The organism is Pseudomonas retamae, assembly GCF_043496865.1.
Classification (GTDB): domain Bacteria; phylum Pseudomonadota; class Gammaproteobacteria; order Pseudomonadales; family Pseudomonadaceae; genus Aquipseudomonas; species Aquipseudomonas retamae.
The window spans coordinates 58,380-71,652 of the sequence record NZ_JBIEIL010000006.1 but is presented as its reverse complement, the minus strand read 5'-3'; the positions used below and the strand labels follow the sequence as shown (position 1 = coordinate 71,652).

General features: G+C 59.4%; 12 protein-coding genes. 3 read left to right on the top strand and 9 right to left on the bottom strand.

Annotated features, from left to right (window positions below; genetic code table 11):
- Nucleotides 1–10 precede the first annotated feature (10 nt).
- The 3 genes from ACGSLL_RS13750 to ACGSLL_RS13740 are packed head-to-tail and all read right to left on the bottom strand — an operon-like array spanning nucleotide 11 to nucleotide 2,704.
- Nucleotides 11–943, bottom strand: a complete 933-nt coding sequence (locus tag ACGSLL_RS13750) for a flavin reductase family protein (RefSeq protein WP_394506616.1) — start codon at nucleotides 941–943, stop codon at nucleotides 11–13.
- Nucleotides 940–1,356: a DUF4440 domain-containing protein gene (locus ACGSLL_RS13745; RefSeq protein ID WP_394506614.1), complete on the bottom strand. Its 417-nt coding sequence runs from the start codon at nucleotides 1,354–1,356 to the stop codon at nucleotides 940–942. The genes ACGSLL_RS13750 and ACGSLL_RS13745 overlap by 4 nt, the downstream gene beginning before the upstream one ends.
- Nucleotides 1,337–2,704, bottom strand: coding sequence for an MFS transporter (locus ACGSLL_RS13740; protein WP_394506612.1), 1,368 nt, complete (start codon nucleotides 2,702–2,704; stop codon nucleotides 1,337–1,339). The genes ACGSLL_RS13745 and ACGSLL_RS13740 overlap by 20 nt, the downstream gene beginning before the upstream one ends.
- 105 nt (nucleotides 2,705–2,809) lie before the next feature.
- Here ACGSLL_RS13740 and ACGSLL_RS13735 point away from each other — a divergent pair, with 105 nt between their 5' ends.
- Entirely contained in the window at nucleotides 2,810–3,697 is an 888-nt protein-coding gene (locus tag ACGSLL_RS13735) for a LysR family transcriptional regulator (protein WP_394506885.1), read from the top strand.
- A 288-nt stretch (nucleotides 3,698–3,985) separates the two neighbouring features.
- Here ACGSLL_RS13735 and glpD read toward each other — a convergent pair whose 3' ends face one another.
- The 4 genes from glpD to ACGSLL_RS13715 all read right to left on the bottom strand — a co-directional run bounded on the left by glpD (nucleotide 3,986) and on the right by ACGSLL_RS13715 (nucleotide 9,097).
- Entirely contained in the window at nucleotides 3,986–5,521 is a 1,536-nt protein-coding gene (gene glpD, locus ACGSLL_RS13730; RefSeq protein WP_394506610.1) for a glycerol-3-phosphate dehydrogenase, read from the bottom strand.
- A gap of 293 nt (nucleotides 5,522–5,814) precedes the next feature.
- Entirely contained in the window at nucleotides 5,815–6,570 is a 756-nt protein-coding gene (locus tag ACGSLL_RS13725) for a DeoR/GlpR family transcriptional regulator (protein WP_007953179.1), read from the bottom strand.
- Between the two features lie 95 nt (nucleotides 6,571–6,665).
- Nucleotides 6,666–8,168 (bottom strand): glycerol kinase GlpK, encoded by a 1,503-nt coding sequence (gene glpK, locus ACGSLL_RS13720; protein WP_126366033.1) that lies wholly within the window; start codon nucleotides 8,166–8,168, stop codon nucleotides 6,666–6,668.
- A gap of 77 nt (nucleotides 8,169–8,245) precedes the next feature.
- Nucleotides 8,246–9,097, bottom strand: coding sequence for an MIP/aquaporin family protein (locus ACGSLL_RS13715; RefSeq protein ID WP_394506607.1), 852 nt, complete (start codon nucleotides 9,095–9,097; stop codon nucleotides 8,246–8,248).
- A 350-nt stretch (nucleotides 9,098–9,447) separates the two neighbouring features.
- Between ACGSLL_RS13715 and ybaK the strand changes: the two genes are divergently transcribed.
- Nucleotides 9,448–9,918, top strand: coding sequence for a Cys-tRNA(Pro) deacylase (gene ybaK, locus ACGSLL_RS13710; protein WP_394506604.1), 471 nt, complete (start codon nucleotides 9,448–9,450; stop codon nucleotides 9,916–9,918).
- Nucleotides 9,919–10,017: 99 nt separating this feature from the next.
- On the top strand, nucleotides 10,018–10,800 hold the full coding sequence (locus tag ACGSLL_RS13705; RefSeq protein WP_394506602.1) for a PhzF family phenazine biosynthesis protein: 783 nt from the start codon (nucleotides 10,018–10,020) through the stop codon (nucleotides 10,798–10,800).
- 117 nt (nucleotides 10,801–10,917) lie between these two features.
- Here the strand turns inward: ACGSLL_RS13705 and ACGSLL_RS13700 are convergent, their stop codons facing one another.
- Both ACGSLL_RS13700 and argF read right to left on the bottom strand, forming a co-directional pair.
- Nucleotides 10,918–12,027, bottom strand: a complete 1,110-nt coding sequence (locus ACGSLL_RS13700) for an ABC transporter ATP-binding protein (protein ID WP_394506600.1) — start codon at nucleotides 12,025–12,027, stop codon at nucleotides 10,918–10,920.
- Complete coding sequence (gene argF / locus ACGSLL_RS13695) at nucleotides 12,024–12,944, bottom strand: ornithine carbamoyltransferase (RefSeq protein ID WP_093098769.1); 921 nt, start codon at nucleotides 12,942–12,944, stop codon at nucleotides 12,024–12,026. The genes ACGSLL_RS13700 and argF overlap by 4 nt, the downstream gene beginning before the upstream one ends.
- Nucleotides 12,945–13,273: the final 329 nt, after the last annotated feature.

Sequence of the window (13,273 nt, the reverse complement as noted above, 5' to 3'; positions counted from 1 at the left end):
AGTGTCCTCTTCAGATTGCCAGCTTCAGGCGAGGGCTTTTCGCTCGCGAAACGCAGGGGTAGATCCGTGCGCTGCAAGCCGCTTCCTGTTCGCTCATGATGAAATCGCGGTGCTCGACTTCGCCTTCCAGTACGTCCAGCGCACACACGCCGCACTCGCCGCGCCGGCAGTCATAGAGCGGGTCGAGGCCGGCGGCTTCGAGAGCTTCAAGCAGCGACTGCTGCGGGCCGACGTGGATGCTCATGCCGGAATCAGCGGCCTCGATCACGCAGCCTTGGGCGTCGCTGTCCGCTGCTACGTTGAACACTTCCAGATAAACGCGTTCGCGCGGCAACCCGGCGGTTTGGGCATGAGTGAGGACTTCACTGAGCATCGCGGCCGGGCCGCAGACATACAGTCGGTCTTGCGGGGTGAGGTCAGCCAGCACCTGACTGATTGTTGGCCGACTGCCTGACAGGTGCAGTTGCAGGCGTTCCTGCAGTTGCGTTTGCAGAAGTTCGACATAGGCGGCGTCGTCGCGGCTCTTGGCAAAGTAATGCAGCAGTGGCGTGCGCTTGAGCGAGGACAAGTGGCGCAGGATGCCGGTCAGCGGCGTGATGCCGATGCCGCCGGCAATGGCGATGTCGCGACCCTGCTCGGCGTCGAGTGGATAATCAAAGGTATTGAACGGGCCCTCCAGCTCGACGCCGTCGCCGACACTCAGGTTGCGAATGTACGAACTGCTGACGGTATCCGGCGCAAGACGGATGGCGAAGGTCAATCGGCCCTCGTCGGCCGCGTCGATGTGCACGGTCGAGTAATGGCGCCACTCGTCCAGAGCGGGAATCAACCATTTGAAATGCGCACCGCCATGCGGCGTGTCGGGCTGATGTGCTGGCCCTTGAACGGTGATTTCCTTGATGGACGGCGACAACATGCGGCACTGGGTGACGGTGTACTTCATGCCGGCTGTTCCACGCTGATCGGTGTTTCGTGCAGGTACAGCCATCGAACGTCATGGTGGTGGAGACGCACGATAGCCACCGAGACGCGGGACGTTTCCAACTGATGGAGTCGATGGGTTTCCTTGTAGCGCAGCGCCACGGTCGTGCCTTCCTGCCATACCGTGTGCAGATCCTCGATCACAATCTCCAGACCTTTACGGGCGCCGACCGCACCGCTGAACAACTGCGCGACCTGCTCGCGGCCAATGACGGCGGCTGAAGTGGTGACCATGCTGAAATGTTCGGCAAACACAGCCATCAGCGGTTCGAGAGCGGCTTCACCCGTGCCGTCGGCATCGGTGAAAACCTGCTGAATCAGTTCGTGCACGCGGTGAATGCTGTGGCGGGCTTGTTCAACCAGGTTGTTGTTCATGGCATTCCTTTGGAGGATTCAATTGGCTCATTTGAAAAAGCGGGAACAGCCCGATCAGTGCCGCCAGTGCGAAGGTGGCGTGATAGGCCGCGGTGATTTCGAATTGCTTGAGCAGCACGTTGAAAATCATCAGAAACAACGCGGCACCCAGGCTGAACGACATCTGCCGGTTGATGTTCCAGATCACGCTGGCCTTGTGCGTATCAGCGCCGGCAAAGTCCATCAGCGAGGTGGTTTGCGCAGTGTTGGCACCGATGCCGCCGCCAATGCCCATCAAGCTGTAAGCGATGACAATCACCCACAGGTCCGCCGGGTCGTTGACCAGTATCAGCGTGGCGATACCGGCGCTGTGCAGCAGCATTCCTGAGGTGAACAGACACCTGGCGCCGATGCTGTTGTAGACCCGGCCGCAAATCGTCATGGCGATGAACGCGCCGATGGCATAGACAATCATGAACATGCCGGTCAGGCGGGCGCTGAAATGCAGGGTGTCCTGCAGGAAGAAAATGCTCATCAGATTGACCCCGGTGAACACACCGGGAATCGCGTAATAGATGAGGATCGAGGTGCTGAGCTTTTTGCTTTTGAGCAGGCTCAATTCAATGATCGCATTGCTGCAGCGGCGGTAGTGCAGCAGGTACAGCGCGATGAACAGCAGACCGGCCGCGACGCAGATCAGCGCGACCAGCGCCGGGTAATCGCCACCGTACAGCGACATGCCCATCAGCAGGCTGGCGAGTGCGGCGCTGACCAGCAACAGGCCTTTGATGTCCGGGCGGGGCAGGCTGGCCGGTTTGCTTTCCTTGATCCAGAACCACGACAGCCCGGCGGCGATCAGCGAGAACGGAATGTTGCTGTAGAACACCCAGCGCCAGGAGCTGCTGTCGACAATAATGCCGCCAACAGTCGGTGAGATGGCCGGGGCAATCAGTGCGACGGCCATCACCAGTGTGGAAATTTTTGCCCGCTGTTCACCCTGAAACAGATTGAAGGTCAAAGCCTGCCCGACCGGAATCAACAACCCGCCGCCTATTCCCTGCAGGAAGCGCCAGACAACCAGTTCGTGGAAGCTGTCCGACAGCCCGCACATCCACACCGAACCTGTGAACACCAGCATCGACGCCGTGAGAATCCCGCGGCTGCCAAAACGTCCGGCCAGCCAGGTGCTGACTGGAATAATCAGGGTCAGGCCAAGGATATAAGCATTGGCGACCCATGCCACCGATGAAGTACTGACCTGCAAAGTTGCCGATATACTTGGCAGGGCTACCGCCGACATGAATATGTTTATACAGTCAATAAAGAAGCCGATCAGAAAGATCAGCGCGATCTTGTAGCGATAGTTCATTGCATATCCTCTTTGCCGCGCAGGATAGAGGCGGTGGACTCGAAGTGTCGATACGACTATGCTTAAAACAATGTTTGACAGGATTTAACAGTGAGCCAACACGTTATGCACTCTCACCTTAATCGGGTTCAGACGTTTCTCGCGGTGGTCGATTTTGGTTCTTATACCAAGGCTGCGAATTACCTCAGCATCAGCAAAGCCATGGCCAGCCTGCATGTCAAGGCACTTGAGGAAGTCCTGTCGGCGACGTTGCTGATCCGCAATACCCGCAACATAGCCCTGACGGAGATAGGGCAGGACTTTTATGAAGAGTTCAAGGGTATTGTCGCGGATATCGACAATGCCTTTGACAATGTATTGAAGGGTAATAACCGGGTATCGGGAAAGTTACGGATTAGTTCAACCAGCGAGTACGGCGAGAAGTTTATCCTGCCGTTGATACCGTTGTTTTCCGAGCGCTATCCGGAGATTCGACTGTGCTACAACTTTAATTCTTCGTTGAATGACCTGGTCGCAGAAAAACTCGATCTGGTGGTACGTCTGGGTAATCTGGCGGACTCGGCGTTCAAGTGTCGCAAGTTGGCGGACTACGAAATTGTTCTGGTGGCAACCGAGGCGTTTCTCGCCCGCCATCCGGTAGCAGAACCGCAAGACCTGAACCACCTGCCGTGGATTGCCAACAGCAATCTTCAGGCGCCGACGCAGTGGACGTTGCGCGACGCGCAAGGGCGAAGCGTGGAGGTCAACGGTACCAGTCACTTCGAGTCGAATTCCTCGACAGCGATCCGTTCGATGACCTTGTCATCGCTGGGTGCTTCGGTACTGCCGGCATGGGTGGTCGAAGACGATATTGCCTCCGGGCGTCTGGTGCGTCTGCTACCTGGCTATTCGCTGCCATCACAGTCGATCAATGTAGTGTTTCCCAACACAGCGCACCTGCCGCACAAGTCGCGGGCGTTCATTGATTTTCTGTTGCTTCACCTGTCTCGGTGATGCCGACCTGAAAGCCCCTCACCCTAACCCTCTCCCAGAGGGAGAGGGGGTTGACCGCGTTGTTTGGGCTATCTACGCCGACTTGGGATGCCGAGCCGAACTCAGGATTTGAAGAAGCCCGCGATCGGCTCCCTTCCCCTTCTACCCCTTGGGGGCGGTCCGACGTTTCGGGAGGGTTGGGGTGAGGGGGGAAAGATCTGACTGACCCCATCAGATTTTGCAGGGCCCACAAAACAAACAGCCCCTGAATCTCTCGATTCAGGGGCTTTCGTTCAAGCGTCGCTTACATCACGCCGCTTCGATCTTGCGGTTCTGCTCAACCTTGCCCAGATACGTCGCCAGCTTCTGCTGCTCGTCCGCCGTAGTGAACAACCCGAGCTTGGTGCGACGCCACAGAATGTCGTGCGCGGTGGTCGCCCACTCTTCGCTGCACAGATAATCGACTTCGCGGGTGTAGAGCCCGCCGCCGATGTGTTCGCCCATGTCAGCCAGACTTTCCACACCTTCGAGCATGCGCCAGGTGCGGCTGCCGTAGGTGACGGACCAGCGACGAGCGATTTCTGTCGGGACGAAATCGAACTTGTCGCGGATCAGCGTGCTGAGTGCCTGCGGGGTGGTCATGTCTTCGCCGCCGGGCAGTGTCGCCGTGGCGGTCCAGCTTGGGCGCATCTGGGTGAAGAACGGCATCAACTGCGCCATCGCCGACTCGGCGAGCTTGCGGTAGGTGGTCAACTTGCCGCCGAACACCGAGAGCAATGGGGCTTCCTGCGCGTTGCCCGACAGCGCCAAGGTGTAGTCGCGGGTCACCGCCGATGGATTATCCGATTCGTCGTTGCACAACGGACGTACGCCCGAGTAGCTGTGCTGGATGTCGTCGCGGCTGAGCTGTTTCTTGAAATGTTCGTTGACCACTTTCAGCAGATAGTCGGTTTCAGCTTCGGTGATCGCCACTTTGGCCGGGTCACCGGTGTACTCGCGGTCGGTGGTGCCGATCAGCGTGAAGTGGTTCAGGTACGGAATAGTGAAAACGATGCGCTGATCTTCGTTTTGCAGAATGTGCGCATGCTCGCCTTCGTACAGCTTCGGCACGATGATGTGGCTGCCCTGAATCAGGCGGATGCCATACGGCGATTCCATTTTCAGATCGTCGCGAATGAACTTGGCGACCCACGGACCGGCCGCGTTGACCAAGGCTTTGGCAGTGATCGAAAACAGGCTGCCGTCAGCGCGTTCCAGGTGCAGATGCCACAAGCCTTTGGTGCGACGGGCGCTGACGCAACGGGTCTGGGTGTGTACATGAGCGCCTTTTTCACGGGCGGCCATGGCGTTCAGCACCACGAGGCGGGCATCGTCTACCCAGCAATCGGAATACTCGAAGCCTTTCTTGATCTCGCTTTTCAGCGCGCTGTCGGCGCCGAACTTCAGGCTTTTCGAGCCTGGCAGTTTTTCGCGCTTGCCGAGGTTGTCATACAGGAACAGGCCAGCACGGATCATCCACGCCGGGCGCAGGTGCGGGCGGTGCGGCAACACGAAGCGCATCGGCTTGACGATGTGCGGCGCCTTGGCCAGCAGCACCTCGCGTTCGGCCAGCGCTTCACGCACCAGACGGAATTCGTAATGTTCGAGATAGCGCAGGCCACCGTGGATCAGCTTGCTGCTGGCCGATGAGGTGTGGCTGGCCAGGTCGTCTTTTTCGCAAAGGAACACCGAAAGCCCGCGACCGGCGGCATCCGCAGCGATCCCGACGCCGTTGATCCCGCCACCAATGACGGCGATATCGTAGATCTCGGAGATTGGGGGCGTTCGCAAGGTAGAGGTGGACATTGGCTGGCCTCGGGCTTTTTTGGTTTCTATATTTGAAATCGAACATGAATGTTCATTTGCGAAAATGGTAGCCCATAAATACGCGCACAGCCAGTCGCGTTCGATTGAAAAAACTCATCGAAGGGCGGGGAAAGGAAAATTATCGAACATGGGATGCGCGCAAAAGCGCCAGAGGTGTGCTGCTTGTAGGGGCCTCTTCGCGAGCAGGCTCGCTCCCACAATTTGAAATGCATTCCAAAGGTGGGAGCGAGCCTGCTCGCGAAGGCGTCAGTACCGCCAGCGCGGAAGAGGGATCAGACGACTTCCAGGCGAATCTTGTGCTGACTCAACAACTGCGCCAGCGCCGGCACCGGTTGCTGATCGGTTACCAGGCAATCGATCAGGCTGATCGGCCCCAGCCGGATCATCGCATTGCGCCCGAACTTGCTTGAGTCAGCTGCCAGAATCACCTGGCGCGCGTTGGCAATAATCGCCTGCGATACCCGCACTTCCTGATAATCGAAGTCGAGCAGGCTGCCATCCTCGTCGATGCCGCTGATCCCGACGAGGGCGAAATCGACCTTGAACTGATTGATGAAATCCACGCTTGCCTGACCGACCACGCCGCCGTCGCGCCGCACATTGCCACCGGTCAGCAGCACGTCGAAATCATCCTTGGCACTGAGCATCGAAGCCACATGCAAATTGTTGGTGATGATTTTCAGATGGCTGTGGTTGAGCAGGGCGCGGGCAATCGATTCGGTGGTGGTGCCGATGTTGATGAACAGTGAGGCGTGATCGGGGATCTGCGCGGCGATGGCTTCACCGATGCGTTGCTTTTCATCGCGCATCTGATCGGCGCGCATCGCATAGGCGGTGTTTTCGACACTGGAATCGTACGCCGCGCCGCCGTGGTAGCGACGCAGCAGATTGGCTTCCGCGAGCTGATTGATATCGCGGCGAATGGTTTGCGGGGTAACAACGAACAGCGTGGCCATTTCCTCGATGCTCACATAGCCGCGTTCGCGGACCAGCTCGAGGATTTGCTGCTGACGGGGAGGCAGATTCATGGGGCTTCCTTTGGGCTGCCAAGCAAAATTTGCCCATGATGACGCAGGAATCCGCTCCCGACCAGTTTGATGCCTGTCTGTAACTGAACCTTGGCTTATTCAGCGTCCTCACGCGCCCAGTCACGGGTACGGCTGACGGCTTTTTTCCAGCCTTTGTAGAGCTTCTCTTTCGCCGCTTCGTCCAGGCTCGGTTCGAACTCGCGCTCGATTACCGCTTTGCCGCGCAGTTCCTCCAGGCTGCCCCAGAAACCACACGCCAGGCCGGCCAAATACGCCGCGCCAAGAGCGGTGGTTTCGCGCATTTGCGGGCGCTCGACCTGGGTGCCGAGGATGTCAGCCTGGAATTGCATGAGGAAATTGTTCGCCACCGCGCCGCCATCCACACGCAGCGCCTTGAGGCGTTCGCCGGAGTCCTGTTGCATGGCGTCGAGTACGTCGCGGGTCTGGTAGGCGATCGATTCCAGCGCGGCGCGGATGATGTGATCCACGCGCACGCCGCGGGTCAGGCCGAACAGCGCGCCACGGGCATACGGGTCCCAGTACGGCGCGCCGAGACCGGTGAAGGCCGGTACCAGATAGACGCCGTTGCTGTCCTTGACCTTGTTGGCGAAGTATTCGGTGTCGTGGGCGTCGTTGACGATTTTCAGTTCGTCACGCAGCCACTGCACGGTCGAACCGCCGTTGAACACTGCCCCTTCCAGTGCGTAAGCCACTTCGCCGCGTGGGCCGCAAGCGATGGTGGTGAGCATGCCGTGCTGAGATTTCACCGCCTTGTCGCCGGTGTTCATCAGCAGGAAGCAGCCGGTGCCGTAGGTGTTTTTCGCCTGGCCCGGCTCGACGCACATCTGCCCGAACAGCGCTGCCTGCTGGTCGCCGGCGATGCCGCCAATGGCGATGCCACTCTTGGTGCGACCGTAGATTTCCGACGAGGCTTTGACTTCCGGGAGCATTTCGCGCGGGATGTCGAGAATTTCCAGCATCTTCGAATCCCATTCCAGCGAATGGATGTTGAAGAGCATGGTGCGCGAGGCGTTGGTGTAGTCGGTGACGTGCACCTTGCCGCCGGTGAATTTCCAGATCAGCCAGCTATCGACGGTGCCGAACAGCAGCTCGCCGTTGCGCGCACGCTCGCGGCTGCCTTCGACGTTGTCGAGAATCCACTTCAGTTTGGTGCCGGAGAAGTACGGGTCGGTGACCAGGCCGGTGGTGTCGCGGATGTAGTCTTCGTGCCCATCACGCTTGAGCTGCTGGCAGATCTCGGTGCTGCGGCGGCACTGCCAGACGATGGCGTTGTACACCGGACGACCGGTGGTCTTGTCCCAGACAACGGTGGTTTCACGCTGGTTGGTAATACCGATGGCGGCCACCTGATCGTGATGCAGACCCGCCTGGGCCAGCGCTTCGACCATCACCGCGCTCTGGGTGGCGAAGATTTCCATCGGATCGTGTTCGACCCAACCGGCCTGCGGGTAGTGCTGGACGAACTCGCGCTGCGCGGTGCAGACCACGTTCGCATCGCGGTCGAAAATGATCGCGCGCGAGCTGGTCGTACCCTGATCGAGGGCAATGATGTAGTTCTTGTTCTGAATGTCGGTCATGTCGATTGCCTTGGACGAAATAAGGGAGAGTGGGCCGTGGCGCCGGCTCGGACGGGCAGGAGCCGGCGCCGACTGTTTCAGGACGTTCTGGGTTTGCCGTCAATGGCCGGTTCTGCATCCTTTGTAGCAGGTGTGGCGCCGGTCAGGTGGCGGGCGATGAGCCCACGGTACCCGGCAGCGCCGAGGCAGGCACCGACAATCGGTGCAAAAATCGGAATCAGGAAATACGGAATGTCACGGCCGCCAGTGAAGGAAATTTCACCCCAGCCAGTGAAGAAAGTCATCAGTTTCGGACCGAAATCGCGCGCCGGGTTCATCGCAAAACCGGTCAGCGGCCCCATCGAGCTGCCGATCACGGCGATCAGCAAGCCGATCAGCAGCGGCGCCATCGGGCCGCGCTGCAGGCCGTTGTTGTCGTCGGTCAGGGCCATGATCACGCCCATCAGGATCGCGGTGATGATCATCTCGACCAGAAACGCCTGAGCGGTCGACAGTGCCGGATTCGGGAACGTCGAGAACACCGAGGCCAATTCAAGGCTGGCGGCCGAACCGCGAACCATTTGGTGAGTTTGTTCGAAATCGAAGAACAGATTGCTGTACAGCGTGTAGACCAGCAGCGCGCCACAGAAGGCGCCGGCGATCTGCGAAAGAATATAGAACGGCAGTTTGCGCTTTTCGAAATCGGCGAAAACCGCCAGGGCGATGCTCACGGCCGGGTTCAAATGCGCGCCGGAAACCCCGGCAGTCAGGTAGATCGCCATGCTTACGCCGACGCCCCAGATGATGCTGATTTCCCAGAGGCCGAAGCTGGCGCCCGCGACTTTGAGCGCGGCAACACAACCGGTGCCAAAGAAGATCAGCAGGGCGGTGCCGAGAAATTCGGCCAGGCATTGGCCGGAAAGTGATGGTTGCGGTAAAGCAGTGGTCATTGAATACCTCGGTTTTTGTTGTTGTCTGGCGCGCTGCCAACAGGGCAAGGCGCGATATCCGCCGGTTAGGAATCCCCATTCCGTCCCCGGGTACTGCAATATCGATAATTCTTACATTATTCAGTTTCGAAAAAATATAGACAAGAAACAAACCTGTCAAAGGTCGAAAGTGAACTACTGGTCACAATAAAACTATTCGTGCGGTGAATGATCCATTGCCGCAAGCGTCGTCTGGTTCGCTTGAATTCGCTGCAGGTCGCGGGAATCGCGGCGTGGACTAGAGCCTTTTACAGGCTGATCGCCTAAAATCCGGTCCAGGTTTTTTCTGTGATTGCCGAGCCGGAGCTGCCATGACCCCTGCGTTGGACTTGTTGAAAAAAGTTCGTGCCGAACATCGCGTGCACAGTTACGAACATGACCCCAAAGCCGCTTCGTACGGGCTCGAAGCCGCAGAGAAACTGGCGCTTGAGCCGGCGCAGGTATTCAAGACGCTGCTGGCGGCGAGCGAAAAAGGCGAATTGCTGGTGGCGGTGGTGCCGGTCGTCGGAAGCCTTGATCTCAAAGGTCTGGCGCACGCGGCGGGCGTGAAAAAAGTCGAAATGGCTGACCCGACAGCGGCGCAGCGCTCTACCGGTTATCTATTGGGCGGCATCAGTCCGCTGGGGCAGAAGAAGCGCCTGCGCACGTTTATCGATAATTCGGCGCAGGGCTTTGCCACTATCTATGTCAGCGCCGGGCGCCGTGGGCTGGAGGTCGAGCTGGCGCCGGCAGTGCTTGCCGAACATACCCAAGCAAAATTCGCCGACATCGGCCGGCCATGAAGTGCCTCGGCACTGTATGAAAGAAAATCGCCGGTTCTGTCACTGGCGCCGCCCGCCGCGTGGTCGCATGCTGTGCCGACTGACTTAAAGGAGAAGGTTATGCAGCTTGCGTTTCATCAGGTCGACGCGTTCAGTGACCGGCCATTTAGTGGCAACCCGGCCATGGTCTATCGGCTCGATGCGTGGCTCGCCGACGAGTTGATGCAGAAGATCGCCGCCGAGCACAATCTGGCGGAAACCGCGTTTCTGGTGCGCGAAGGCCAGGCTTGGCATATCCGCTGGTTCACCCCGACCACCGAAGTGCCACTGTGCGGGCACGCGACGCTGGCCAGCGCTTATGTGCTGTTCGAGATCTACGGTGAAACCGCTGAGCGTATCGACTTCATCTGCAAATCCGGGCCGCTGAGCGTCAGCCGTGAGGGCGATCGGTTGTGGCTGGATTTCCCGACGATTGTGCCGAGCGAGATTGGCGTGACACTGGACGTAGAGCGCGCATTGGGTGTCGAAGCGGTTGATGTGCTCGGCTCCAACGAACTGTTCGTGGTGCTGGAATCGGAGCAGGCGGTGCTTGATTGCACGCCGGACATGGCGGCGCTGGCGAAGCTGCCGTGGCTGGGCGCGATCGTTACCGCGCGCGGCAACCAGCATGATTTCGTCTCACGCTATTTCGCCCCGGCGATTGGCATCAATGAAGATCCGGTCACCGGATCGACCCACTGCAGCCTGATTCCGTATTGGTCGAAGCGTCTGGGCAAATCAAGCCTGAGCGCTTGCCAGCGCTCGGCGCGAGGCGGGGAGTTGTTCTGTCGACTGGAAGGTGAGCGGGTGAAGATCGGCGGCAATGCGACGCTGGTGGCGAGTGGAACACTGATTTTAGGCTGATACAAAACAGACTGTGGGAGCGAGCCTGCTCGCGAATACGGTAGGCCAGTCAGAGCATCTTTGACTGATACACCGCTTTCGCGAGCAGGCTCGCTCCCACATTTTTACCCGGTCTGATCAGAGGGCTGTGCTGTGCCGGCGAACGCCGTTTTCCACTGCCGGAATCTGCGCCGCCGTGCTGCCGGATGCCTGAAACAGCACCAGATGCTCGGCCACTACCCGAATCCCCACATCGGCACCGACCTGATGGTCCGCATGGCTGGGGAAAATCGATTCCAGCTGCGCACCGGTCGGTAACTGCAGGCGATACAGCGTCGAAGCACCGAGGAAGGTCTTGCCGACAATCCGCGCCTTCAGTGCGCTGTCTGGCGCGTAGACAATGTCGTCCGGACGCAGCAATACATCCACCGCACCGCCGATTGGCCAAGTGTAAGCGCGGTTGCCGCGCAGTTCACCGAGTTCGGTCTGCACCGACTCCGGGCTGGCGAGTTGCCCGCGAATGAAATAACCCTGACCGATGAAACTGGCCACATAAGGCGTCGCTGGCTCGTGGTAAAGGTTGTACGGCGTGTCCCATTGTTCCAGCCGACCTTCCTTGAATACGCCGACATGATCACTGACGGCGAAGGCTTCTTCCTGATCGTGGGTCACCAGAATTGCGCTGGTGCCACGCGCCTTGAGGATGTCGCGCACCTCATGGCTGAGCTTGCGGCGCAGTTCGCCATCCAGGTTGGAAAACGGCTCATCGAGCAGCAGCAATTGCGGCTCCGGGGCTAGGGCGCGGGCGAGGGCGACGCGCTGTTGCTGACCGCCGGACAATTCGTGCGGGAAGCGCTTGCCGAGGTTTTTCAGGTTGACCAGCTCCAGCAGCTCTTCGGTGACGCGTTGCTTGTTCGGGTGCTTGCGAATGCCGAAAGCGATGTTGTCGGCCACGCTCAGGTGCGGAAACAGCGCGTAATCCTGGAACACCATGCCGATCCGGCGTTTCTCCGGCGCCAGGGTGAACCCGGCGCTGGACAGGGTTTCGCCACCGAGGGTGATTTCGCCTTCATGCACCGGCTCGAAACCGGCGATGGCGCGCAGCGTGGTGGTCTTGCCGCAGCCGGACGAGCCGAGCAGGCAACCGATGTCGCCGGCGTTGAGGTGCAGATTGAGGTTCTGCACCACACGTTGATCTTGATAGCCGCAAGCGAGGTTGCGCAGGTTCAGCAGTAATTCATGACTCATGCGTGGTGATATGCCGGTTCGACGAGGAACTCGAGCAGGGCCTTCTGTGCGTGGAGACGGTTTTCTGCCTGATCCCAGGCAACGGAGCGCGGGTCATCAAGCAGGTCGAGACTGATTTCTTCGCCGCGGTGCGCCGGCAGGCAATGCATGAACAGCACGTCCTCGGCGGCGAGGTCGAGCAGCGCACGGTTGACCTGAAACGGCGCGAAAAGCTTGAGGCGTTTGGCAGTTTCCTCTTCCTGACCCATCGAAGTCCAGACATCGGTGCTCACCAGATGGGCGCCACGCACGGCATCCTGCGGATCGCGGACGATGGTCACACGGTCACCGGCACGGGCGACGAACTCGGGATTCGGTTCATAACCCTGCGGGCAGGCAACGCGCAACTGGAAGTCGAACTGGATCGCCGCTTCTATATAGCTGTTGCACATGTTGTTGCCGTCGCCAATCCACGCCACGGTCTTGCCCTGGATCGAGCCGCGGTGTTCGAGGAAGGTTTGCATGTCGGCCAGCAACTGGCACGGGTGCAGGTCGTCGGACAGGCCGTTGATCACCGGCACGCGTGAGTTGGCGGCGAATTCGGTCAGGGTGCTGTGGGCGAAGGTGCGGATCATCACCGCATCGAGCATGCTCGACATGACGATGGCGCAGTCGCCGATCGGCTCGCCACGGCCCAGTTGGGTGTCGCGCGGCGAGAGGAAGATCGCCTGGCCGCCGAGCTGGATCATCCCGGCCTCGAAGGAGATGCGGGTGCGGGTCGAGGACTTTTCGAAAATCATGCCCAGCACGCGGTTTTTCAGAGGCTCGAACAGTACGCCGCGCTTACGCAGGTCCTTGAGCTCAACGCCTCGACGGATCACGCTGACCAGCTCTTCGGGCGTGCAATCCATCAGGGAGAGAAAGTGCCTTGCGCTCATCATTGACTACCTTTTTGCTACCAACCGCAGATGCTCAAAGCCTTGTTTATCGGAACAACGGGCGAGACCTGCGGCGTAAGCCGCACGGGGCGACGGAATAGGGGAAGGCGCGATATTGACATTAAATGTCGCGTTACGCCAATAGGCTACGGTTTACGCGGGAATCGAAGGGCGCACTGCGCATCGCAGTCGCGCATTTGAAGCCGGGTTCAGGGCAGCAGCGAGCCTCTTTGTACACTGGGCCCGCCGCGCTTGGCAATGCGCCGCGCCGCACACGGCATGGCTTTGGTCGGTTTCGCACGGGGTGGCGGCGGATTCTCTTGGTCGGA